Genomic DNA, 21955 nt, shown 5'->3' with positions numbered 1-21955 from the left:
TTAATTAGCAGTTAGTAATCAGTTTGCAACCTTCACCATCGCATGGCGAATAACCTTATCGCCAATCTGGAAGCCCTGCTGGAAGGTTTCCGCGATGACATTCTCACCGAGGTTTTCATCCTCAACGTGCATAACCGCGTTGTGGAAGTTCGGATCGAATGCGGTGCCTGCGGCAGCGTCGATGACGGTGACGTTAATGCCCTTGAGGCTTTCGGTCAGCTGCGTCATGGTCAGCTCGACACCCTTTTTATATTCGGTGTCGGCGGTCTCTGCCTTGAGCGCCCGCTCGAGGTTATCGTAGGTCGGCAGCAGTGCGGTTACGGCGCGGCTGACTGCATCGGTGTACGCCTGCTCGCGCTCGCGCTGGCTGCGCTTGCGGAAGTTGTCGTACTCCGCCGCCATGCGGAGATAACGATCGTTCAGGTCGTTATACTTGGCTTCCCAGTCCGTCGCGGGCTTTGCTTCAGCCTTGGCGGTCTCCTCTGCGGGAGCCTCGGTCTTTACCTGCTCCTGCTCTTCCGCCTCCGGCTTTGTCTTTTTGCTCATGTCGTTTTGTGCCTCCGTTTACAGGAAATCAGTGATTTCCGTCTTTTTCATCTAAAAATGTCTCGGCGATCAGTTTGTTCAGCCCTTTTGCGAAGCGGCTGAGCTGTGCAGACAGCTTGGCGTAATCCATGCGGGTCGGACCCACGATGCCGATCGCGCCCTGACCGATCTTACCGATATCGTATTTTGCGTAGATCGCCGAGGTTTCACTCAGCGGGTTTTCGCCGTTTTCCGGTCCGATGAAGAACTGGATGCCGTCGATCTTGCGGGTGGCCGGCAGCAGGTGCTTGCGGTCGTCCTCCATGTAATCGAGCAGCGTCTGCGCCTTTTTCGTATCGCGGTACTCCGGAAAACGAAGCAGCTTGCTGGCACCGTCGAGGTAAACCTTCTGGTCGCTCAGCTCGGTGATCAGCTCTGCGATGTACTCGGCTACCGGAGCGAGCAGCGCGGTCAATCCCGCGGCGCGGCGCACAATGTCGAATCGCTCTGCGGTGATGCTCGAGAGCGGCAGTCCGGTCAGCGTCTGGTTGAGCACATAGGTGAGCAGCTCGGCCTCATCCTTGGAGACCTCAGCCACCGTGCGGACCATTTTATTCTTGACCGTGCCCGAATCCGTAACTACTACGATTACGAAATTCATCTTATCGACTGCGATGATCTCAAACTGCCGGATGGCGATCTGTGTCATGGCCGGTGTGATAGCAACCGACGCGTAATTCGTCAGACTGGTGAGCAGCTTGCCGGCCTCCTGAATGAGGTGGTCAAGCTCGCGTACCTTGGTAAGCACGCTGTTCTGCAGTGCGTTTCCGTCCTCCGCATTGTCGGCCGGACGCTCCATCAGTTCATCCACATACAGTCGATAACCCTGCGGTGAGGGGATTCGTCCCGCAGAGGTGTGCGGCTTTTCGAGGTAGCCCATGTCCTCCAGTTCACTCATCTCATTGCGGATGGTGGCGGACGAGAACGGCAGCTCGTGTCCCTCGGTCAATGCCTTGGAGCCGACCGGCTCAGCCGTGCGGATGTAATCGCCGATAATGGCTTTGAGTATTTGCTTTTTACGTTCCGAAAGCTCCACCGAAGCAGACTCCTTTCTTTCGGTTGTTAGCACTCCATCTCCCCGAGTGCTAAACTTAATTTACCACCACATACGGACAAAGTCAAGTGCTGTTTGTGAACAATTTATGAAATGATGGTCGGAATTTTATCACACTCGTCTGCCGAGTGCTGAAATGTCAATTTTCACCGTATGAAAAATGCTCTGATTTGGTCGTTTTTCCTTGCGTTCGCGTCCACGCAGTGATAGAATTACTATGAGAGAGACAGGCAATCGTTCGATTGCCGTAGAGAGAAAATCCGCTCTATAAAAAGGAGAACAAACATGAAGGAAATCAAAGTTGGCATCGTTGGTTTGGGCCGTCTCGGTTCGGTACACGCGCAGAATCTCGCGTTCAAGATTCCCGGCTGCAAGCTGGTCGCTGCCTGCTCGCTCGTGCAGAAGGAGCTGGACTGGGCAAAGGACTACCTCAAGGTAGAGTACACCACCACGGACTACAAGAAAATGGTTGACGAGGCAGACATTGAAGCTGTCGTTATCGTCTCCTCCTCTCCGGAGCACTGCTGGATGATCGAGTACGCGCTCGATGCAGGCAAGCACGTCTTCACCGACAAGCCGCTCGGCTGCTCGCTTGAGGAGTGCAAGCGCGCTGAGGCTGCCGTTGAACGTCACCCGGACAAGATCTTCTTCCTTGGCTTTATGCGCCGCTACGATCCGTCCTACGCGGATGCAAAGGCACAGATCGACGCAGGCCGCATCGGCAAGCCGTATCTGGTAAAGGCTACCGGTCTGGACCCGGAAGCACTGGTCGAGAGCTGCATCAAGTTCTCCAAGACCTCGGGCGGCATCTTCATCGACGCCGCTTCCCACGATATCGACCTGATGCGCTGGTTCCTCGGCGGTGAGGTTACCGAGGTTTACGCCGCAGGCACCAACTTCAAGCACCCCGAGTTTGCCGAGAACGGTGACACCGAAACCGGCATGGCAATGCTCAAGTTTGATAATGGCACGGTCGCTTTCCTGCACGTTGGCCGCACTGCACCGCACGGCTACCACACCGAGACCGAAATCGTCGGCACCGAGGCGCATATCCGCGTTGCCGGTGTACCGTGGAAAGACCGCGTTATGGTATACGACCAGTACGGCGCCCGTCAGGAGATCATCGAGAACTTCCCGCAGCGTTTCGCAGAAGCATACCTGTTGGAAATGGTCGACTTCATCGACTGCATCCAGAAGGACCGCAAGCCCGAACTGACCGTTTACGACGGCACCAAGGCTACCCTCGTTACCTACGCGATTACGGATTCGTTCCACTCCGGCAAGCCGGTTCAGGTACAGTATTAATATATTGTAAAATCGCACAAAAGCAGAGCCGAAAGGCTCTGCTTTTTCTTGCACATTTCCATCTTCTCTGCTATGATAATGGAAAGGAGGTAGAGTCTATGACGAATGCTAACCCTAATGCTCCCGCGTACCGCTGGCTGCTGCTGTTCTGGCTGTTCAATGCTCTGAATGTGCTGTTCAGCGTGATCGACCTGCCGGTCGTATTGTTCAGCGGTGAAGCCGGTCAAATCACGTTATCTAATATTCTCGCACTCGCTGCCGCAGTCGCACAGTTTTATCCGTTCTATCAGCTCGGCAAGCTGTCCGACCGTCTGCACCGCGCCTTCACTGTCAACATTATCAGCGTCTGCGCAGCCGTTGTCGGACTGATCTCGCTTCTGATAGCGCTGACCGACCGACCGCCCTATAACTCTGCCGCGGTCATCACGGTGATGAGTCTGGTAGTCATGGCGGGCGTGATTTGCCTGTACGTTTCCCAGTTCTTTCTGTATACCGGATTGGAGGCGCTTCGCGCGGAACGCGGCTATGATTATCCGTCCCGCCTGATCCGACTGTGCTTTTTCGTGCCGCTGATCTGCGATATTGCCGCCGTCCTGCTGGACAGCGCGCTCAAAACCTCGATTTCGCTCTTTTCTAAGTGTTTCTGCCTGATCGTGCTCGGACTGTTCGTCCGCGCCGCTCGCAAGAGCGAGATTGCATAACTGCGGCACGAGATTATGTCGCCCATAAGATATCAAATACTTCTGCAAACGCGAAAAAAGACCGCTTAAGCGGTCCTTTTTCTTTTATATGAGAGATTATTTGTAGAGAGCAGGTTTATCCATCATCTCGATCGGCAGGAACTGATTCGTGCCGCGGGAACGGTTGAGCGTGTCTGCTGCAACGCAGGCAGCGTAGCCGTCCCATGCGGACGGACCATCCGGCTCACCCTTCTCCTCGAGGGTCTTGACCCAATGGGTCAGCTCAATGTCATAGGCTTCAATAAAACGGTCCTTCCAGTCGGTCAGGATCGGGAACGAACGGGTTGCGTTCGAGCGCTTGACAACCGCATACGGATCAGGCAGGTTGACTGTGCCCTTCTCGCAGACGACCTGACACTGGATGTCGTAACCGTAAGCGTCCGCAACCTGAACCTCTACGTCAATACGCGCACCGGACTGGGTTTCCAGCAGCACGATCTGCGGGTTGTCATAACCCTTGGTAGAGCACGCGGACTGGCGCACCTTGAGCACCTGACCGTTCTTATACTCGTCACCGAGCAGCCAACGACAGATATCCAGCTCATGGATTGCAACGTTGGAAACGCCCATCTCGGTCTGGAAGCCGTCCGGCTGAGACACGTTGCGGTGACACGCGTGAATCATCAGCGGTGCACCCAGCTCGCCGGAGTCGATGATGCGCTTCATCTCGGCATAGCCGCGGTCATAGTGGCGCATAAAGCCGACCTGTACCAGACGCTTGCCGTGTGCAGTCTCGGCCGCGATGATTTTCTCGCAGTCGGCGGCACTCTGTGCCAGCGGCTTCTCGCAGAACACCTGCTTGCCCGCTTTGAGAGCCTCGAGCACATAGCCTGCGTGGCTCGGGTCGGACGAGGTGATAACGACCGCCTGCACCTCCGGTGCTGCGATCAGCTCCTCGCCGGTCTTGTATGCCTTCATGCCTTCATACTGCGCCGCAACCTTAATCGCAGCTTCTTCAAAATAGTCTGCACAGGCAACAACCTGACAGCCCGGAACAAGGTCCGTCAAGCGTCGAATGTGATCGCGGCCGATTGCGCCGCAGCCGATAACACCAATATTCAGCATGCTGATCCTCTCCTTTTAACAGCAAGAATAATCACTTAAAATCTCGTTAATATTCGCGGATTCCCACGTTTTTTCACACTTTTTTCTTCATTGCATACATTGTACCGCAATCCCGCCGTCACGGTCAACCGTCCCACCAAAACATTGGTAGCCTGCCTAAAAAAGCACCGCAAATTTATGGCAAAATGAAGTCTCAAAAGCAGATGACAGTGCATTTTTGATTGTGCACTGTGCGTAGTTATACTTGACGTCAGCGCTGCTCTCCCCTATACTTTGAAGTAGAAAAGGAGAATGTGTCAATGGCAGTTACCATACAAAAAATCGCAGAGCTGTCCGGTGTGTCGCGCGGCACGGTGGACCGTGTGCTGCACGGACGCCCCAACGTCAATCCGATGATACGCGAAAAAGTTGTCCGTGCCGCAGAAAAACTCGGCTATCAGCCTCCAGTGCCGCCGAAATCGGCAGATTGCAGGCAAGCGGCTATTCTCATTCCGCAATGGACGGACGGCCACTTCAATCGACAGATCGTCAGCGGCATTCGCAAGGCGCTGCGCTATATCGCCGATCCGGCGTTTATACTGACCGAGCAGCCGCTGCGCACCATGACCATGCAGGAGCTGCTCCGCGCGATGGACGAACAAATTCGTTCCGGCGTGGACGGACTCATCATCCGTGCCGAAAATACGCCGGAGGTCCGCGCCGCCATCGAGCAGGCAGTGCAGCAAGGCGTGACAGTCATCACCTATGATGCCGATGTGCCGCACAGCGGCCGTCTGTGCCACGCCGGACAGGATCTTGTCCGCGCAGGCGCTATCGCCGCCGGTGTCATGGCGCGGCTCATCCGCCCGCCCGAGCACGTTCTCATTGTCACCGGAAATCTGCGTATGGAGGCCCACAAAGGCCGCGTGGACGGCTTTTGCCGCCGTCTGCTCGAGCTGGGCTTCTCCGAAGATGCCTACCGCGTGATCGAAACCAACGAAATGCCTGAACTCACCGGTGAACTCGTCGCGCAGGCGCTTCAGGCCGACAGTCGCCTGCACGCCGTCTATATGGCCTGCCAGCCGCTCTCCAGCTGCATCGCGGGCATCCGAAAAGCGCGGCGCACCACCCGTCCGCATATCGTCTGCAACGACCTCACGCCAACCGCGAAGCGGTATCTGCGCGAGGGAACGGTGGATTTCGTGATCGGTCAGTCATTCTCGCAGGAATCGTTCCACGCCGTGTTGGCGATGTATCAAATGCTGCTGCGCGGCGTGCAGCCCAAACGGGAGCTGTATTATACCGATCTGCGGTTGATCACGCAGGAAATGCTGTAAACTGCGTTCAGAGTGGGGAGTTGAGAGCGGAGAATTTGTAACGATTTTCGTCCATTTGCATCTATTGATAGAAAATCCTACCATCTGACCGAACAAATTGTGCGGCGCTGACACGCCGCACTTTCACCCGATAGACCTCCAGGCCGCCGAGCCTGCCGCGCGTGCGGCACGTTCCCGCCGTCCGCAGACGGCAACTCCGCCGTTCCGCAAATCGAAAAAGGGTTTTCCACAACAAAAAAGAGCCGCTTTACAGCGACTCTTTTTTTGTTTGATATGCGTGGACTGATTACTTAGCAGCCAGACGGCGAGCCTTAGCAGCCATGCGCTCACGGGTAACGTCGAGCAGTACGGCGCCGATGATAACCAGGCCGAGTACGAGGTTCTGTACTGCCGAAGAAACGGACAGCAGGGAGAAGCCGTTACGCAGAACAGCAATGATCAGCGCGCCGAGCATGGTACCAACCATGGTGCCCTTGCCGCCCATGAAGGATGCGCCGCCGATGATGCAGGCTGCGATTGCGTCAGTATCGTACGGCTGGATTGCGTTAACGCCGTTGCAGATACCGGAACGACCGATGGAAACGATACCAGCCAGAGCTGCCATGAAACCGGACAGGGTGTAGCAGAAGGTCAGCACGTTAGCGGAGTTGATACCGGACAGACGAGCTGCTTCCGGGTTGCCGCCTACACAGTAGATGGAACGGCCCAGAGCGGTCTTGGTGAGCAGGATGTGCATGATGATGTAGATAACGATTACTACGATGAAGGATACCGGGAAGCCGCCAAAGGTCTTGGAGCCCAGCCACATAACTGCATCGTTACCGGAGAAGGATACCATCTGAGAGTTGGTGATGATCAGCGCACCGCCCCACAGTACGTTCTTCATACCGAGGGTAGATACGAACGGATGCGGCAGGTGCAGACGGGTAAGAAGCATACCGTTGATCCAGCCGATCAGGGTGCCGCCAACGATGGCAACAACCAGCAGCAGAACCGGGTTGTTCATGCCCTTGTTAACCAGCATACCGGCAAGGCAGGCAGCGAACGTTGCGTTCGCACCTACGGACAGGTCGATGCCGGCGGTGATCAGGCAGAGCAGCATACCGGTGGATACCAGTGCATTGAACGAGGTCTGCTTAAGAACAGACATCATGTTGGAATACTTAAAGAAGTTCGGCGAAGCGATCGCCAGAACTACACAAAGGATTACCAGTGCGCCAAAAGTACCAGCATAAGACATCAAACTGCTGGATTTCTTCGATTTAGTCATCTAATTTACCTCCCCAAGCTGCCTTCATAAGGTCTTCCTGATTGAAATGTTCGCTGTCACGGTCTACTTCGGCCATTACTTCGCCGCCGCGCATTACGATTACGCGGTCGGACATGCCGAGGATCTCAGGCATTTCCGAAGATACCATGATAACGCACTTGCCCTGCTTGACAAGGCTGTTCATTACATTGTACACCTCGACCTTTGCGCCGACGTCGATACCACGGGTCGGTTCGTCAAAGATAAAGATCTCTGCATCCGTGTTGACCCACTTGCCGATTACGACCTTCTGCTGGTTACCACCGGACAGCTGGCCTACGATCTCGTCGATCGACGGGGTCTTGATGCGCAGCGACGCAATGTTCTGCTCGCCTGCCTCGAGAATCTTCTTTTCGTTCAGGAACAAGCCCGAAGAGAAGCCCTTCATGTTAGCAAGAATCAGGTTGGTGCGAATGGTCTGAGCCAGTACCAGACCCTGTCCCTTACGGTCCTCGGTGAGGAACGCGATGCCATGCTTGATAGCCTGACGCGGAGACTTAATCGATACTTCCTTGCCCTTGATCTTGATCTTGCCGCTGTCGATCGGATCTGCGCCGAAAATCGCGCGCATAATCTCGGTACGGCCGGCGCCGACCAGACCTGCAAAGCCCAGAATCTGTCCGCCGTATGCCTTGAAGGATACATTGTTCAGGACGCCTGCCTCAACAACGCTGTCAACCTCAAGCATCGGCTCCTTGGACTTGGTGCCGAATTCCTTCGGGAACTGGTTGTCCAGTGAACGACCTACCATTGCGGTGATCAGGGAGTCATTATCCCACTGATCGATCGGCTTGGTTGCGATGAACTCACCGTCACGGATAACCTCAACGCGGTCGCACAGCTCGAACAGCTCCTCCAGCTTATGGGATACAAAGACGATGCCGATGCCGCGTGCCTTCAGTTCACGGCACGTCTTCATCAGCTGCTCAACCTCTTTCTCGCCCAGAGAGGAGGTCGGCTCGTCCATAATAATCATTTTTGCGTTGATCAGAACCGCCTTTGCGATCTCGATCATCTGCTGTACGCCCATACCAAAGTTACCTGCCGGCTTGGTCGGATCTACGTCCTGACCGAGCGAAGCCATAACTTCCTTTGCCTTTTTGTGCATGGTCGGGTAATCCAGCAGAGTACCCTTTTTAATCCACTTGTTGATGAAAATGTTGTCAGTAATGCTCAGCAGCTTCTCAATGTTAAGCTCCTGATATACGCACGCGATGCCAGCCGCTGCCGAATCGTTCGGGTCCTTAAAATGCTGCTCAACGCCGTCTACGAAAATCTGACCCTCGTCTGCCTGATGTACACCAGTCAGCACCTTGATCAGCGTAGATTTGCCTGCGCCGTTCTCACCGATCAGGCCGAGGATCTCGCCCGGCTTGACGGAAAGCTGCATGTTTTTCAGAGCCACTACGCCCGGAAAACGCTTGGTCGCGTTTTTCAGTTCTACTACGTATTCACTCATTTGCATATCACCTTTTCTTCTCCGAGATGAAGTGCGGGACAAAGTAAACTGTTCTCGGTTCAGTTCCCTAAGGAAAAGCCTGCCTAGTGCAAGCTCTTTACCATTTCTTGTCCGCGGGAGCATGTTTGAAAAGAGAACCCCTGCAGAGATTAAAATCGAGCAGGGGTTTCTTCTCGTTCACTTAAATGCTGGAACTAATGGAAAACCACAAGCGTGTGGGATGGGATTGCTTAGCCGATGTAGCCCTTCAGGGTATCCAGACGCTCCTGAGCGTTATCCTTGTTGACAACGGAGCAACCGGAGTCGATGAACTTCTCCAGCTTCTCACCGTTAACAGCCTTTACAGCAGCCTCAACTGCCTTGTAGCCCATGTCGTATGCTTCCTGAGCAACGGACATGGTCTCCTCGCCAGACAGGATAGCGTTGCAAGCGGACTGGATGCCGTCGAAACCAACGAAGATGGTCTTCTCATAAGCAGCGTTGCCCTTTGCAGCACGAGCAGCAGCCATAGCCATATCGTCGTTGTTGCAGACGATGATAGCGACGCCTTTCGGATGGTTCTGCATGATTGCTTCCATCGAGGTAGCAGCCTTATCAGCAACAGCGTCAGCGTACTGGATCTCGTCCTTCAGGAACTCGCCGCCAGCCTCGGTAACGCCCTTCTCATAACCGGTCAGACGTGCGGTAGCAGTGCCGTCGCCCTGTACGCCGGAAATTGCGATTGCCTGAACCTTATCCCAGCCAGCAGCCTTAGCAGCCTCAACAGCAGCCTTGCCGCCCATTGCAGCAGCATCCTCGTTGCCGGTGCCTACGAAGGACAGAACCTCAGGTGCGTCGATGTTGGTATCAACAGCAACGATCGGTGCGGTCTGGCCAGCGATCAGGGTCTTAACGAGGTCAGCCTGCAGCGGAGCGATAACGAATGCATCGTATGCGCCGGAGTTCAGGTCGGTCTCGATCATATTCTGCTGCTCGTCGTAAGCGGTCTCGGAGGTAGCGCCCTTAACCTCAACCTTTACGTCCGGGTTGTCCTTGGAGTAAGCCTCAGCGCCAGCCTTAACGTAGCTCCAGTACTCGGAAGCAGTCGTCTTCAGGATAACGTCAACAGAGCAGCCGGAAGTGGTGCCAGCCTTATCGCCGCCGGTCTTGTCGTCCGTAGACGGGGTGGAAGAACCGCCGCCGCAAGCTGCAAGGCTTGCAACCATAGCACCGGTCATCAGCATAGCAAGTAATCTCTTCTTCATGATAAAACCTCTCTCCTTTTTCGTGCGGAGCGGGCGGGTTTCTCTGCCCTGCCGTTCCGCCTGTCGGTCCCCGCCTTGTGCGGGACTTAGGAACGCTCCAACGTTCTGGTAATATTTTAATGCAATCTTACTGGTTTGACAAGCCTTTCTTGTCATTTTTGTTGGAAGTGGTTAGTTCGACACTATCTTCCTTGTGCAGATTGACAGCTTTCCGCTTTGCCGTTCGAAAAACCCGTTATGTGCATTGTGCATTTTTGCAGTTTTTACGGCAATTTTCCCATAAATTCACGGTAAAACGCAGGCGGATTTGGGCATATTTTGGATAGATGTCTTGCACGAAAAGGTTACAATGTGGTAAAATTACAGTACACCGAATAAAAAGTCACCGCACCATACAAGAGAGAAGGAATGTGAAAATGAAGCTTGCTATCAAAACCTGCACGCTGGATATGCCCTATGAGCAGATGCTCGATTTCTGCGTAGAGCAGAAAATCGCAGCCATCGAGATCGGCACAGGCAACTGGTCAGGCGCGCCGCACTGTGACCTCGACCTTCTGGTAAGCGACAAGACCGCCCGTGAAAAATGGTATGACGCCATGCGTAAAAAGGGGCTGGAGCTGTGCGCGCTCAACTGCTCGGGCAACCCGCTCGCGTATGAAAAGGACATGGATGTAACCAAGAAAACCTTCGAGCTGGCGCATCAGCTCGGAGTAAAGAAGATCGTTATGATGAGCGGTCTGCCGGTCGGCTGCGAGGGTGATAAAACGCCGGTGTGGATCACGACCTCGTGGCCGCCCGAGACGCAGGACATTCTGGATTACCAGTGGAATCAGGTTGCGATTCCCGCATGGAAAAACCTTGTTAAGCTGGCGGAGGATTGCGGAATCGAGCGAATTGCACTCGAAAACCACGGTATGCAGCTGGTTTACAACCCGGAAACGCTGCTCCGTCTGCGTGAGGCTGTCGGTCCGATGATCGGCATGAACCTCGATCCGTCCCACCTGTTCTGGATGGGCGGCGATCCGATCGAAGCGGCCCGCGTGCTCGGTGAGCACGGCGCGATTTACCATATTCACGGCAAGGATTCGCGGCCGGAGCGCCGCTACTGGCAGCCGAACGGCATGCTGGATACCAAGCCGATCGACGCATTTGCCCGCCGCTCGTGGAACTATGTTGCCGTCGGCGCGGGACACGATGCCAAGTGGTGGAAGGAGTTTTTCTCGGTTGTCCGCATGTCGGGCTACGACGAGGAGATTTCCCTTGAAATGGAAGATTTGACACTCTCCATGCTCGACGGCCATCTCGCCAGTCTGCAGGTGCTGCACGAAGCACTCAATATTAATTAAATCTTATATCTATAATAACAGGTGCTGTAATTTACGCTTACAGCACCTGCTTTCTTTATTATATTAAGTCTTAGCGTTCCTTCAGAGCAATGTAAGGCTCCGCAGGCTGCACGCAGCGGTACGCCGGACGGATGATCTTATCCGTGTTGATCAGCTCCTCCAGGCGATGCGCGCTCCATCCGACGATACGCGCCATCGCGAACACCGGCGTGTACAATTCCGGCGGCAAACCCAGCATGGAATACACAAAACCTGAGTAAAAATCAACATTTGCGGACACACCCTTATAGATGTGGCGTTCCTGCGCGATAACCCGAGGCGTCACCTCCTCGACCATGGTGTACAGCGCGAAATCCGCGTCTCTGCCCTTCTCGTGCGCCAGCTGACCGACGAAGGATTTAAATACCTGCGCACGCGGATCCGAGATCGAGTACACGGCGTGGCCCATGCCGTAAATGAGTCCCTTCTGATCAAATGCCTCACGACGCAGCAGCTTGACAAGGTAATCCGCAACCGCCTGCTCATCCGTGGTATCCGACACGTTTTTCTTCATATCCTCGAACATCTGCACGACCTTGTAGTTCGCTCCGCCGTGCTTCGGGCCTTTCAGTGAACCGAGCGCCGCCGAAATAGCCGAATAGGTATCCGTGCCGGAGGACGTGACAACGTGTGTTGTGAACGACGAGTTGTTGCCGCCGCCGTGCTCCATGTGCAGCACGAGCGCCAGATCGAGCACGCTGGCCTCGAGCGGCGTGTACTGCATATCCGGGCGCAGCATGCGCAGGAAGTTGGACGCAGTAGACAGACTGTCCGACGGGTAGTGAATGTACATGCTGCCGCCGCACTCATAGTGATTGTATGCGTGATAGGAATACACAGCCAGCATCGGAAAGACCGAAATCAGCATCAGGCACTGCCGCAGCACGTTCGGCAGGCTGATATCATCCGCGTTGCTGTCGTAGGATGCCAGCGTGAGCACACTGCGCGACAGGCTGTTCATCATGTCATGCGTCGGCGCTTTCATAATGACATCGCGCGTGAAATTGGTCGGCAGCGTGCGTCCCTGTGCCAGCAGAGCCTTGAAATCGCCCAGACTCTTGGCATCCGGCAGCTCACCGAACAGCAGCAGATAGGCAACCTCCTCATACCCCTTGCGGCCGTCGCGGATAAAGCCCTGCACCAGATCCTGAATGCGAATGCCGCGGTAGTACAGCTCACCCTCACAGGGCACGATTTCACCGCCTGTCTCCTTGCGGGAGATAATGTCCGAAATGTTGGTCAGACCGGCCAGTACGCCCTGTCCATTGATGTCGCGCAGACCGCGCTTGACATCGTACTTGAGGTACAGTGCCGGATCAATGCGGCTGTTCGAGCGGCAGAGCGCCGCCAGCGCTTCCACGCGCGGCGTGACCTGTAAAATATCGTGTTCCGGTGTCATGATGATTCCTCCCTTTTACTATATTGTGTGATATATTTATTGTATCAGAATCCACTCGCGTTTACATGACATTTTTTGCACAGTTCCGTTAATAATTCGTAAATTTTTTCGCATATCTCAGCAGTTACACCGGATATGCCCACAAATTTGATAAATTTATGCATAAAAAGGCACAATGAGTTTCTCATTGTGCCTTTTCGGACTCTGCATTTTTTGTTTAGCGGATAACCATACGGATCAGCGGATAAAGTTCATCATCGTGCGCGGACGGCTTTCCGGCGGCTCGATTCCGGCCTTGTCGATCACCTTGAGCATCCATGCGATATTGCGGCCCAGCTTTTCGATAACTTCAACGCCCTCGATATCCTGCACAGCCTCGCCCTTGTCTGCGCCGTGTACGGCGTTCCAGTAGTCCGAGGTGACGAGAACCATTTCCATGGTGTTGATCGTACCGAGCAGCTGCTGGTAGGTCTCCATGCCGCCCGAACGGCGCAGCGTACACAGCGCCGCACCGACCTTGTGCTTCAGCTGATTATCGCCGCAGCCGGCCGCCAGAATCAGACGGTCGAGCACACACTTCATGCCGCCCGCAATGCCGCCGTGGTACACCGGGGACGCGAGCACGATGCCGTCCGCCGCAATGCACTTGGCGATGATTTCATTTACACCGTCGTCGTCCTGCACGCAGCGCAGCGTGCCGTTGTCCAGGCAGTGATAGCACGCCATGCACGGATGCACCTTCGCCCCCGGCTGACATACCTCAAACTCGATGCCCTCCTGCTCGAGCACCTTGCCGAGCACCTCGAGCATCTGCGTACAGTTGCCGCCCTTGCGCGGCGAGCCGTTGATTGCTACAACTTTCATATCCTTTTCCTCCGTGTTTTCTCTATTTTCAGTGCGCGTCCGCACCGTTTTTGACTCACAAATGCTTCTGATTTTCCAATCGATACAGGCGCATGACCACCAGCGTATGATTCAGCTGCGGACCCATCAGCAGGATCATGCTGACGATATACAGCCACAGCATCAGTACGATAATCGCCGCCAGAGAGCCGTACAGCACGGAATACCGCGCCATATTGTCCACATAGAACGAAAATCCAAGCGAGACCAGAATCCACGCTACCAGCGAGAACAGCGCCCCCGGCCACACCTCGCGGAACCTAAGGTGCAGATTGGGCACGACTTTGTTGAACAGCATGAGGAACACGAAAATAAACGCGATCATCACCCAGAAGCTGGCATCGTGCAGTCCGTCCATCACAGCCGGCGGCACCGACAGATATTTCGGTACAACGCGGATGATGGTTCGTCCGGCGACGACAAGCACAAAGCTGCACACAACCGAAACAAGAAAGCCCGCCGTAATGCCGAACGAAATGAGCACGTCCTTGACCATGCCGCGCGAGATTTCAACGTGGTAAATATCGTTGACCGTGCGCATCATTGAGCGCACCGCACGGGACAGGAAATACAGCGTCAGACCCAGACCGACGATCATCGGACTGAACGACGGCGTGCTGGTCAGCTGCTGAATATAGCCGCCTATGAGCTGCTGCAGACTTTTCGGCAGCATTTCCAACACCGGCTGCATCCCCTCAATTGACAGGTCAAGCTGTGCGAGCATGGAGTTGACGAACATCAGCAGCGGGAACATGGAAAACAGCAGAAAATACGAAAGCTCTGCCGCAGACTGCGGAATGCCGTCATCAAAAAAGCGGTAAACCATGCGCTTGATCAGATATAGCCATCGGTTTTGACCGTTCATTGCGTCCCTCCCCTGTGTCGGTAGATTTTGCTGTACTTATCATATCAGCTTTTTATCAAATTTACAACTTGCGTTTTGGCTTCATCTATTGTATACTGATAAAAATAGAACATTTGTTCTGATTGGAGGATGTGTCATGGCGGATCTGCGTCCGGTGACCTGCTGTTTTTCCGGCTACCGAATTGAAAAAATGCCGTTTCGGAACGAGGACTGTCCCGCTGCGCTCGAGTTGTTTACCTCACTCGATGCTGCGGTCGCGGAGGCCGCCGCTGACGGCTGTACACGTTTTCTCTCCGGCATGTCCACCGGCTTTGACCTGTGGGCCGCTGAGGCCGTCCTGCGCGCGCGTGCGGCGCTCCCGGTGCAGCTGCTGTGCGCCGTACCGTTCGACGGACAGGCCGATCGGTTTCCGCTCGAGTGGAAACGCCGGTTCAACCTCTGTCTGCTCGCCGCAGATAAGGTGTACGCGCTCTCGCGGAGCTATCACGCCGGATGCTTTGCCGCGCGCAACCGTTTTATGGTGGATGCATCGTCAAGGCTCATCTGTTACTATGATGGACGGTCGGGCGGTACGGCACAGACCGTGCATATGGCTGAGCAGAGCGGGCTGAAAATTGTAAATCTCGCGGATGGACAGATGTCGCTGCTGTGAAAAGGACTGACCGGTGGGTCAGTCCTTTTTGTTTTCTGTCAGCGATTACATAATTAAAAATAGCGAATCGAGGACGGAAAATAGGCGTGACGGTATGCCGTAATGCCATGCACGTTAAACCATTTGCAGACATGCAAAACGTTATACCGTTACGTTAATTCTCAATTCTCAATTATTGCAGATTTCATCCAGCTGAGTGAGAATCTCACTGCCGTTTTTCAAATCATGCACCCAGCCGTTGCCGTTGTACACAAAATTAAGTTCACCGATATTAAGGAAGGTCGGCGTGTCATTATACACCGCGATGATTTCGTAGCTGACCTTATCCATCGAAAAGCTGCTCTGCGAACGCGGCACACGTTTGGCCTGCACCTGTGTCAGCGCTTCGCGCAGAGCCGTTTGATCGACCTGCTCGGTCAGTTCGGTCATATCCGCGCCATTGACGCGCCAGATACGCACGTTCCAGAAGCCGTTCATGTCCGGCATAGGTGCATACGGAATAAGCCAAATCACCGCTCCGACGCAAATCAGCACGCCTACCAATACAAATGCGATTCGTTTTTTCATGCCGACCCCTCCCTTTTATTGTTCATCAAGCAGCGCGAGGAGTTTCTCGCCGCCGGACAGCTTATGTACCCACGGTGACATACTTTCTGTGACCTCATACGCATAGCTCGGTTCACCGAGGCTAAAACATACTGTTTTACCGCCGTATACCACCTGAATCTGATAACAGTCTGCGCTGATGGCGCGATGATAACTCGGCAGGCGGCGTGCTCTGATTTGCGGCAACAGTTCGCGTATTGCGTCCGTATCAGCCTGTTCTGTGATGTCCTCAGACGTATCTCCCGCATGAACACGGAGTACCAGCACGTCTGCAATTCCTGCTGTATCCGTCACCGGCACATATGATGTAAAGCACATGGCCGCTCCAACGCAAACCACAACGGCTATCAGAACAAACAGGATTCGTCGTTTCACTCGTTTTCCCTCCCCACCGAAAAAACAAAACCCGCCGACGCGATTCACTTTTCACGTCGGCGGATTCCTTACTTATGCAATTATGTGTGTGCTGAAATTACTTCAGGCCAGCGGTGATGATCGCCATCTGGTAAACCTCGTCAGCGTTGCAGCCGCGGGACAGATCGTTGATCGGCGCATTCAGACCCTGCAGGATCGGGCCGTAAGCAGCGTAGCCGCCCAGACGCTGAGCGATCTTGTAGCCGATGTTGCCGGCCTCGATGGACGGGAAGATAAAGGTGTTGGCCTGACCAGCAACCGGAGAGCCCTTGCACTTGGTAGCAGCAACGACCGGAGATACAGCAGCATCAAACTGCAGCTCGCCGTCGATCGCCAGCTCCGGGTTCATCTCCTTAGCGTACTCGGTAGCCTCGCGGGACAGCGCAACCGTACCGCCCTTGCCGGAGCCCTTGGTGGAGAAGGACAGAACAGCAACCTTCGGGTCGATGCCGAAAGCCTTTGCGGTGTTTGCGGTTTCGATAGCAACCTCAGCCAGCTTCTGACTGCCCTTCAGGGTTACGTTGCCTTCCTTATCAACAGAATCCGGATAGTCGATGTTGATCGCGCAGTCGCCCATAGCCAGCTTCTCTTCTACGCCGTCCTTCTCACGGACCAGAATAAAGCAGGAGCTTACGAGGTGTGCGCCCGGCTTGGTCTTGATCAGCTGCAGAGCCGGACGAACGGTGTCAGCGGTGGAGTAGGTAGCGCCGCCGAGCAGAGCGTCAGCCTTGCCCATCTTAACGAGCATGGTGCCGAAGTAGTTGCCCTTGGACAGTGCAGCGCGGCAGTCTTCCTCGCTCATCTTGCCCTTGCGGAGCTCTACCATCTTAGCTACCATAGCGTCCATCTCCGGGTAGGTAGCCGGGTCGATGATCTCCATGCCCTCGATATCGAAGCCGCCCTTTGCAGCAGCAGCCTTTACCTCGTCAACATTGCCGACCAGGATGGAATCCATCAGGCCGTCCTTCTTCAGGCGTGCAGCCGCTTCGAGGATACGAGCATCCGGGCCTTCGGTGAATACGATCTTGCGCTTGTCAGCCTTGAGTGCTGCAATCAGATTTTCAAACATATTGCATTCTCCTTCGTTTTCAATCGTCTGTGTGCAGTGTGACGCTGCAAACAGGCATTCTCTTGAATTTATTATACACCCTTTCCCCCTATTCCCACAAGAGGGAATTTCTGATGGACGCAAAACGCTTTCTCGGTTCCATATCACAAGGCGAACGTGAAATTTGTCGAATCTCCGGCCCATGCAAAATATTTCGTCGGTATATTTGAACGGGACCGCGGGGAAAATCCAGATAGTATCCTCATAGTGACGACCAACAGGAGGGAATTTTATGCAGACAAAAGTTGAGATCTGCGGTGTGAATACATCGGGACTGCCGGTGCTCTCCGCAAAAAAGACGGACGAGCTTTTGAAAAAATCCGCTGCCGGAGACAAGCAGGCACGCGATGAGCTGATCCGCGGCAATCTGCGGCTGGTGCTCAGCGTTGTTCAGCGGTTTCAGGGGCGCGGCGAATCGCCGGACGACCTGTTTCAGGTCGGGTGCATCGGCCTGATGAAAGCCATCGACAATTTTAATACCGAACTCGGCGTGCGCTTCTCCACCTACGCCGTACCGATGATCATCGGCGAAATCCGCCGCTACCTGCGCGACAACAGTGCCATGCGAGTCTCGCGCAGCCTGCGCGACACGGCGTACCGCGCTCTGCAGGCCAAGGAGGCATTCATCCGCGAGCACCAGCGTGAGCCGGACATCGTGGAACTGGCCAAGCTGATGGACGTGCCGAAAGAGGAGGTCGTGTTCGCGCTCGACGCGATACTCGACCCGGTGTCGCTGTTCGAGCCGGTGTTCCACGACGGCACGGACACGGTCTGCGTGATGGATCAGGTCGGTGACACCAAAAACACGGACGACAACTGGCTGGCCGGTATTGCTCTGCGGGACGCTATGCGCAGCCTGAATGACCGCGAGCGCCGTATCATCCGGCTGCGGTTCTTCGAGGGACGCACCCAGATGGAGGTGGCACGCGAAATACACCTTACGCCAAACAAAAGGAAGGAAGATTCCGGTCCTTTTCTTACTATATAATAGGAGTGGCAGAAAACATGAGGATCGCATATCAAAATGGCATGAGGATTTCCCTTTTACCTATACTGCATACGCTGAATGCACTCAATCGATTGTGCCAGCTGACGGAATCGCTCTGAGAAGAATTTTTTGTATGCCGTACAGTAAATATTCTGCCCGATTACGCCGCTCGGCAGGATATCTCGGTCACGGCGGCAGCCGTTGCGGCACAAACCGAACCACTGACAGGTCTTGCACTCCTCCGGTACGGCAAGCGACTGCCGAACGAATCTTTTTGCAGTCTCGCTGTTCTGCATATCAGCCAGACCAGTTTCTCCGATGTTTCCCAGCCGCCATTCATCCAACACATAAAAATCACAAGGATACACACCGCCGTCGCCCTCCACAACGAACTGCACCGAGCAGCAGCCTGCCATATTACAGGCTTCCGGCCGCTCCCCCAGAAGGATGGACAGCCAGTTGTCCAGATGGCGGATGCTGATATACTCGCCGTGCCGAAGATCGTCGAACCACAGGTCGAACAGCCGTACAAGGAAATCACCGTAACCGTCTGCGGTCAGCGTATAGCATGGCTCACCATCTGCCCGGTCAAACGGATCGATGCACGGAATAAACTGCAGCCATCTGAAATTCTGTTTACGATAAAACCGGTACAACTTTTCGACCGAACGTGCATTCTGTCCGGTTACGACACACAGAATATTAAACGCAACATTGTGTTTTTTCAGCAGCCGCACGGATTTCATAACTCGATTGAACGTATCCTTTCCCTGCACATCTGTGCGATTGCGGTTATGCAGCTCTGGCGGTCCGTCCAGCGACAATCCCACCAGAAAATGGTTTTCCGCAAAAAACGCGGCCCATTCCTCATCAATCGTGTATCCGTTGGTCTGTATGGCATTACGAATTTCCACACCCGGTTTGGCATACTGCTTTTGCAGTACCACCACCTGACGGTAAAAGTCCAGGCCTGCAAGCGTTGGCTCACCGCCTTGGAATGCAAAGGAGCAGATATGCTCGGCATATTCCATGCCCGCCTGTATCACCTTTTCGATTGATTCGATTGAAAGCATTCCCTCGAACTCCTGCTCCCGGTGTGCCGCAACATCCTTGTAAAAGCAATACTGGCATGCCATGTTACATGCAGACGATGCAGGCTTGATCAGAATATTGATCGGCGGCATAATCACCCCTCCTCAGCTTTTATTTTAACAGAAAACGATAAATATTGCACGCGCTGAGCACCATCACCAGCAGCATGGAGCCTTCAAACAGCAGGGTTGCCTGCCGGTCGCTCAGACGTTTGTTGATGCGTCCTCCGGCTTCACTGCCCAGTACGCCGCACAGCACCATACCGCACAGCAGAATAATAGATAATGTCGGTATACTGCCTGTCACCGCCGTGGTAATGATGCCAACGCTCTGGCTGATCAGAATGATGTACAGGCTGTTCTGTGCCGCCACCTTGGTCGGCATAGAGAAAAAGAAGAACAACACCGCCATATTAAACGGTCCGCCGCCAATACCGAGAAAGGTGCCCAGCATGCCCAATCCCAGTCCAATCAACACGCAGACCGCCGGATTACGCACTTGAAGCATGGTTAATCGGTCCTTGCGGATGGTATAGAGCAGCGTGGCAAACGTCGCGGTACACAGCAGCGCCGCCTGTATACCGCCTGCGGTATCCGCATTTGCAAACAGACCGGCCACAGCAGAAAACAGCTGTTTCCCTGCCATACCGCCAACAGCCGCACCGATTGCCAACGGTGTTGAAATCGACAGATCAATCTGCGACTCGTGCTGCACCATCGATTTACCAACCGACCAGCACGTCATGCCAAGAACCGTACACCCAGACAGAAAATTGATTTCTGTCACCTGCATAATACCGAGCGCATCCAGTGCAGGCTTGATGATCACGCCTCCGCCCATACCGCATATTTTACCGATGATACAAGCGCCGAACGCTACCAGAAAACAAATACTCTGCACCTGATCACACCCTTAGTACTTCGCGGTCTGACGATTTGCCGCACAGGCAGTTGTCCACGTTTTCTGCGCCGGCGGATAATGATCCACCATGTACGACAGCCTACGGCGCGCCTGTTCGATCTGCTCTCGATAAGTTTCATCTGCAATGCGGTTTTCACGCTCCTGCGGATCGCGTTTCAGGTCGTAGAATTCCTCGTACGGCATCTCATCCAGCTTATAGCCGAGATATTTGATGTACTTGCTGTTCTCGGTGATGATGGTCTGCCACGCATTGCTTCGACAGCCGTCTGCACCGCGCCAATATGGTGTTGAAGTGATGGAAACGCCGTCGATACGCTCCTCGGTAAAGTCGCTTTCGCTAAAGCAAAAATCACGGACGCGCTCTTGTTCCCCACGCAGCACCGGCAGCAGTGAACGGCTCGGAATAATATCGTTATACGCCGGCCAGCTTCTGCTGAGCACCCGCTGTGTATCCAATCCTGCATAATCGAGTGCAGTTGCTGCAATGTCGGAAATTTCAACCGGTGCGGTGTTTTCACCAACAGGCGCTGCACCCGGCAGACGCACCGCCAGCGGAATACCAACCGACTGCTTCCACGGCACACCTTTCTGAATCATGAAGTGATCGCCCAGCATATCACCATGATCCGAGGTAAATACGATCAGCGTATCGTCCAGCATGCCTCGCTCTCGCAGCACATCCAGTGTTTCACCTATCTGATCGTCGATCAACCGAATCATCGCCTTTGCAGAACGGCGCTGACGATACAGACTCTCCTTGTCCTCATCCGAAATAATCTGTCCTTCCGGCAGGATAAAATCGTCCTCCCGCTCAAGCGGAAACATATCCAGATACCGCTGCGGTGCGTCATACGGCTTGTGCGGTCCGCAGAAGGACACCATCATGTAGAACGGCAGCTCCGCTGGATGCGCGCGAAGCTGCTCGCGTGCCACACGGCCGGTAACCACGTCAATATAATCCTCCTCATCGAACGGCCACGGCAGCGCCTTATCATAGTTGTGGTTCGCTACATCGCCGTTTTTGCCGCCGCTCTGCGAGAAAAAGTCTCGTACCTGCTCGAGCATGCCCTTCTTCGCCAGATAATCACCGTAGAAGCAGTAGTTGGAAACCACCTGCTGCTTGCCTGCGGTCTCCCAGATGAAATCATAACCGTAAGACTTCTCGTCCGGTTCTCCTGCCACCGGATCCATGCCGCAGCCTCTCGGCGTAGACCACGGATAGGTCTGATTATAATGGAACTTGCCGATGCCGTAGGTCTTGTAGCCTGCATACTGCAGGGCCTGCATAAATGTCGGTATCTGCGGGAACAGATCACCTGCCATGGTCAGCGTGCCAATCTGGCGCGGATATCGTCCCGTGATAAGCGAGGTACGCGCCGGAGAACAGATAGGATTGGTTGTATTGCAGCAAGTAAAATGGGCATGCTGTGCAATCCAGTCGATATTCGGCGTGGAAACGCAGCTGTCCGCGGCATAGCCCACATAATCTGTGCGCTGCTGATCAGTCATAAACAACAGAATATTACGCGGCATATTTTACACTCC

General features: G+C 54.4%; 21 protein-coding genes. 6 read left to right on the top strand and 15 right to left on the bottom strand.

Annotation, left to right across the window (positions count from 1 at the left end; translation table 11 throughout):
* Positions 1-18: 18 nt before the first annotated feature.
* Together grpE and hrcA are read right to left on the bottom strand one after the other, a co-directional pair.
* The gene (gene grpE / locus DWZ82_RS04625) at positions 19-546 is read right to left on the bottom strand and encodes a nucleotide exchange factor GrpE (protein WP_116705396.1); all 528 of its coding nucleotides are present in this window, start codon (positions 544-546) and stop codon (positions 19-21) included.
* A gap of 28 nt (positions 547-574) precedes the next feature.
* A complete protein-coding gene (gene hrcA / locus DWZ82_RS04620) occupies positions 575-1621 on the bottom strand; it encodes a heat-inducible transcriptional repressor HrcA (RefSeq protein WP_158557228.1) in 1047 nt (348 codons plus the stop codon).
* A 303-nt stretch (positions 1622-1924) separates the two neighbouring features.
* Between hrcA and DWZ82_RS04615 the strand changes: the two genes are divergently transcribed.
* Positions 1925-2944 (top strand): Gfo/Idh/MocA family protein, encoded by a 1020-nt coding sequence (locus tag DWZ82_RS04615; RefSeq protein WP_117750902.1) that lies wholly within the window; start codon positions 1925-1927, stop codon positions 2942-2944.
* Positions 2945-3042: 98 nt separating this feature from the next.
* Entirely contained in the window at positions 3043-3645 is a 603-nt protein-coding gene (locus DWZ82_RS04610; protein WP_117750901.1) for a hypothetical protein, read from the top strand.
* A gap of 96 nt (positions 3646-3741) precedes the next feature.
* Here DWZ82_RS04610 and DWZ82_RS04605 read toward each other — a convergent pair whose 3' ends face one another.
* The gene (locus tag DWZ82_RS04605; RefSeq protein ID WP_118479118.1) at positions 3742-4749 is read right to left on the bottom strand and encodes a Gfo/Idh/MocA family protein; all 1008 of its coding nucleotides are present in this window, start codon (positions 4747-4749) and stop codon (positions 3742-3744) included.
* A gap of 299 nt (positions 4750-5048) precedes the next feature.
* On the opposite strand from DWZ82_RS04605, the gene DWZ82_RS04600 reads away from it, so the two are divergent.
* Entirely contained in the window at positions 5049-6065 is a 1017-nt protein-coding gene (locus DWZ82_RS04600; protein WP_118479116.1) for a LacI family DNA-binding transcriptional regulator, read from the top strand.
* Between the two features lie 286 nt (positions 6066-6351).
* Here DWZ82_RS04600 and DWZ82_RS04595 read toward each other — a convergent pair whose 3' ends face one another.
* From DWZ82_RS04595 to DWZ82_RS04585, 3 genes are all read right to left on the bottom strand, one after another.
* A complete protein-coding gene (locus DWZ82_RS04595; RefSeq protein ID WP_118479114.1) occupies positions 6352-7335 on the bottom strand; it encodes an ABC transporter permease in 984 nt (327 codons plus the stop codon).
* Positions 7328-8833 carry a sugar ABC transporter ATP-binding protein gene (locus DWZ82_RS04590; protein ID WP_118360288.1) on the bottom strand — a complete coding sequence of 502 codons (1506 nt, stop codon included), beginning with the start codon at positions 8831-8833 and terminating at the stop codon, positions 7328-7330. Before DWZ82_RS04590 ends, DWZ82_RS04595 begins: the two co-directional genes overlap by 8 nt.
* A 230-nt stretch (positions 8834-9063) precedes the next feature.
* Positions 9064-10077 (bottom strand): sugar ABC transporter substrate-binding protein, encoded by a 1014-nt coding sequence (locus DWZ82_RS04585; protein ID WP_118479112.1) that lies wholly within the window; start codon positions 10075-10077, stop codon positions 9064-9066.
* Positions 10078-10493: 416 nt separating this feature from the next.
* Here DWZ82_RS04585 and DWZ82_RS04580 point away from each other — a divergent pair, with 416 nt between their 5' ends.
* The gene (locus DWZ82_RS04580) at positions 10494-11423 is read left to right on the top strand and encodes a sugar phosphate isomerase/epimerase family protein (RefSeq protein WP_118479110.1); all 930 of its coding nucleotides are present in this window, start codon (positions 10494-10496) and stop codon (positions 11421-11423) included.
* A gap of 70 nt (positions 11424-11493) precedes the next feature.
* Here DWZ82_RS04580 and DWZ82_RS04575 read toward each other — a convergent pair whose 3' ends face one another.
* The 3 genes from DWZ82_RS04575 to DWZ82_RS04565 all read right to left on the bottom strand — a co-directional run bounded on the left by DWZ82_RS04575 (position 11494) and on the right by DWZ82_RS04565 (position 14629).
* On the bottom strand, positions 11494-12861 hold the full coding sequence (locus DWZ82_RS04575; protein WP_118479108.1) for a citrate/2-methylcitrate synthase: 1368 nt from the start codon (positions 12859-12861) through the stop codon (positions 11494-11496).
* Between the two features lie 237 nt (positions 12862-13098).
* Positions 13099-13725 (bottom strand): flavodoxin family protein, encoded by a 627-nt coding sequence (locus tag DWZ82_RS04570; protein ID WP_118479106.1) that lies wholly within the window; start codon positions 13723-13725, stop codon positions 13099-13101.
* A 55-nt stretch (positions 13726-13780) separates the two neighbouring features.
* Positions 13781-14629: a YihY/virulence factor BrkB family protein gene (locus tag DWZ82_RS04565; protein ID WP_117489614.1), complete on the bottom strand. Its 849-nt coding sequence runs from the start codon at positions 14627-14629 to the stop codon at positions 13781-13783.
* Between the two features lie 136 nt (positions 14630-14765).
* On the opposite strand from DWZ82_RS04565, the gene DWZ82_RS04560 reads away from it, so the two are divergent.
* Positions 14766-15281, top strand: coding sequence for an SLOG family protein (locus DWZ82_RS04560; RefSeq protein WP_118479104.1), 516 nt, complete (start codon positions 14766-14768; stop codon positions 15279-15281).
* Positions 15282-15449: 168 nt separating this feature from the next.
* Here the strand turns inward: DWZ82_RS04560 and DWZ82_RS04555 are convergent, their stop codons facing one another.
* From DWZ82_RS04555 to pta, 3 genes are all read right to left on the bottom strand, one after another.
* On the bottom strand, positions 15450-15848 hold the full coding sequence (locus DWZ82_RS04555; RefSeq protein ID WP_118479102.1) for a hypothetical protein: 399 nt from the start codon (positions 15846-15848) through the stop codon (positions 15450-15452).
* A 15-nt stretch (positions 15849-15863) separates the two neighbouring features.
* Positions 15864-16262 carry a hypothetical protein gene (locus tag DWZ82_RS04550; protein WP_118753407.1) on the bottom strand — a complete coding sequence of 133 codons (399 nt, stop codon included), beginning with the start codon at positions 16260-16262 and terminating at the stop codon, positions 15864-15866.
* A gap of 97 nt (positions 16263-16359) precedes the next feature.
* Positions 16360-17370: a phosphate acetyltransferase gene (gene pta / locus DWZ82_RS04545; protein ID WP_110436271.1), complete on the bottom strand. Its 1011-nt coding sequence runs from the start codon at positions 17368-17370 to the stop codon at positions 16360-16362.
* A gap of 271 nt (positions 17371-17641) precedes the next feature.
* On the opposite strand from pta, the gene sigG reads away from it, so the two are divergent.
* Entirely contained in the window at positions 17642-18397 is a 756-nt protein-coding gene (sigG, locus tag DWZ82_RS04540) for an RNA polymerase sporulation sigma factor SigG (RefSeq protein WP_117489602.1), read from the top strand.
* Between the two features lie 56 nt (positions 18398-18453).
* Here the strand turns inward: sigG and DWZ82_RS04535 are convergent, their stop codons facing one another.
* Genes DWZ82_RS04535 through DWZ82_RS04525 form a run of 3 tightly spaced genes read right to left on the bottom strand, consistent with a single transcriptional unit; the run spans position 18454 to position 21943 of the window.
* A complete protein-coding gene (locus DWZ82_RS04535; RefSeq protein ID WP_118479098.1) occupies positions 18454-19581 on the bottom strand; it encodes an anaerobic sulfatase maturase in 1128 nt (375 codons plus the stop codon).
* Positions 19582-19600: 19 nt separating this feature from the next.
* Positions 19601-20389, bottom strand: a complete 789-nt coding sequence (locus DWZ82_RS04530) for a sulfite exporter TauE/SafE family protein (protein WP_118479096.1) — start codon at positions 20387-20389, stop codon at positions 19601-19603.
* Between the two features lie 12 nt (positions 20390-20401).
* Positions 20402-21943, bottom strand: coding sequence for a sulfatase family protein (locus DWZ82_RS04525; protein WP_118479094.1), 1542 nt, complete (start codon positions 21941-21943; stop codon positions 20402-20404).
* Positions 21944-21955 lie beyond the last annotated feature (12 nt).

It is taken from the genome of Butyricicoccus sp. AF35-5AC (genome assembly GCF_003477715.1).
GTDB classification, from domain to species: domain Bacteria; phylum Bacillota; class Clostridia; order Oscillospirales; family Butyricicoccaceae; genus Agathobaculum; species Agathobaculum butyriciproducens.
This window is presented reverse-complemented; position numbering and strand designations above follow the sequence as displayed.

What these genes read in the sequence shown, in the direction of transcription:
- DWZ82_RS04565 (WP_117489614.1), bottom strand. Translation starts at nt 14,629, where the DNA reads ATGAACGGTCAAAACCGATGGCTATATCTGATCAAGCGCATGGTTTAC.
- grpE (WP_116705396.1), bottom strand. Translation starts at nt 546, where the DNA reads ATGAGCAAAAAGACAAAGCCGGAGGCGGAAGAGCAGGAGCAGGTAAAG.
- DWZ82_RS04560 (WP_118479104.1), top strand. Translation starts at nt 14,766, where the DNA reads ATGGCGGATCTGCGTCCGGTGACCTGCTGTTTTTCCGGCTACCGAATT.
- DWZ82_RS04615 (WP_117750902.1), top strand. Translation starts at nt 1,925, where the DNA reads ATGAAGGAAATCAAAGTTGGCATCGTTGGTTTGGGCCGTCTCGGTTCG.
- DWZ82_RS04535 (WP_118479098.1), bottom strand. Translation starts at nt 19,581, where the DNA reads ATGCCGCCGATCAATATTCTGATCAAGCCTGCATCGTCTGCATGTAAC.
- DWZ82_RS04605 (WP_118479118.1), bottom strand. Translation starts at nt 4,749, where the DNA reads ATGCTGAATATTGGTGTTATCGGCTGCGGCGCAATCGGCCGCGATCAC.
- DWZ82_RS04610 (WP_117750901.1), top strand. Translation starts at nt 3,043, where the DNA reads ATGACGAATGCTAACCCTAATGCTCCCGCGTACCGCTGGCTGCTGCTG.
- sigG (WP_117489602.1), top strand. Translation starts at nt 17,642, where the DNA reads ATGCAGACAAAAGTTGAGATCTGCGGTGTGAATACATCGGGACTGCCG.
- DWZ82_RS04525 (WP_118479094.1), bottom strand. Translation starts at nt 21,943, where the DNA reads ATGCCGCGTAATATTCTGTTGTTTATGACTGATCAGCAGCGCACAGAT.
- DWZ82_RS04590 (WP_118360288.1), bottom strand. Translation starts at nt 8,833, where the DNA reads ATGAGTGAATACGTAGTAGAACTGAAAAACGCGACCAAGCGTTTTCCG.
- DWZ82_RS04580 (WP_118479110.1), top strand. Translation starts at nt 10,494, where the DNA reads ATGAAGCTTGCTATCAAAACCTGCACGCTGGATATGCCCTATGAGCAG.
- DWZ82_RS04575 (WP_118479108.1), bottom strand. Translation starts at nt 12,861, where the DNA reads ATGACACCGGAACACGATATTTTACAGGTCACGCCGCGCGTGGAAGCG.
- DWZ82_RS04595 (WP_118479114.1), bottom strand. Translation starts at nt 7,335, where the DNA reads ATGACTAAATCGAAGAAATCCAGCAGTTTGATGTCTTATGCTGGTACT.
- DWZ82_RS04600 (WP_118479116.1), top strand. Translation starts at nt 5,049, where the DNA reads ATGGCAGTTACCATACAAAAAATCGCAGAGCTGTCCGGTGTGTCGCGC.
- DWZ82_RS04570 (WP_118479106.1), bottom strand. Translation starts at nt 13,725, where the DNA reads ATGAAAGTTGTAGCAATCAACGGCTCGCCGCGCAAGGGCGGCAACTGT.
- DWZ82_RS04585 (WP_118479112.1), bottom strand. Translation starts at nt 10,077, where the DNA reads ATGAAGAAGAGATTACTTGCTATGCTGATGACCGGTGCTATGGTTGCA.
- pta (WP_110436271.1), bottom strand. Translation starts at nt 17,370, where the DNA reads ATGTTTGAAAATCTGATTGCAGCACTCAAGGCTGACAAGCGCAAGATC.
- DWZ82_RS04555 (WP_118479102.1), bottom strand. Translation starts at nt 15,848, where the DNA reads ATGAAAAAACGAATCGCATTTGTATTGGTAGGCGTGCTGATTTGCGTC.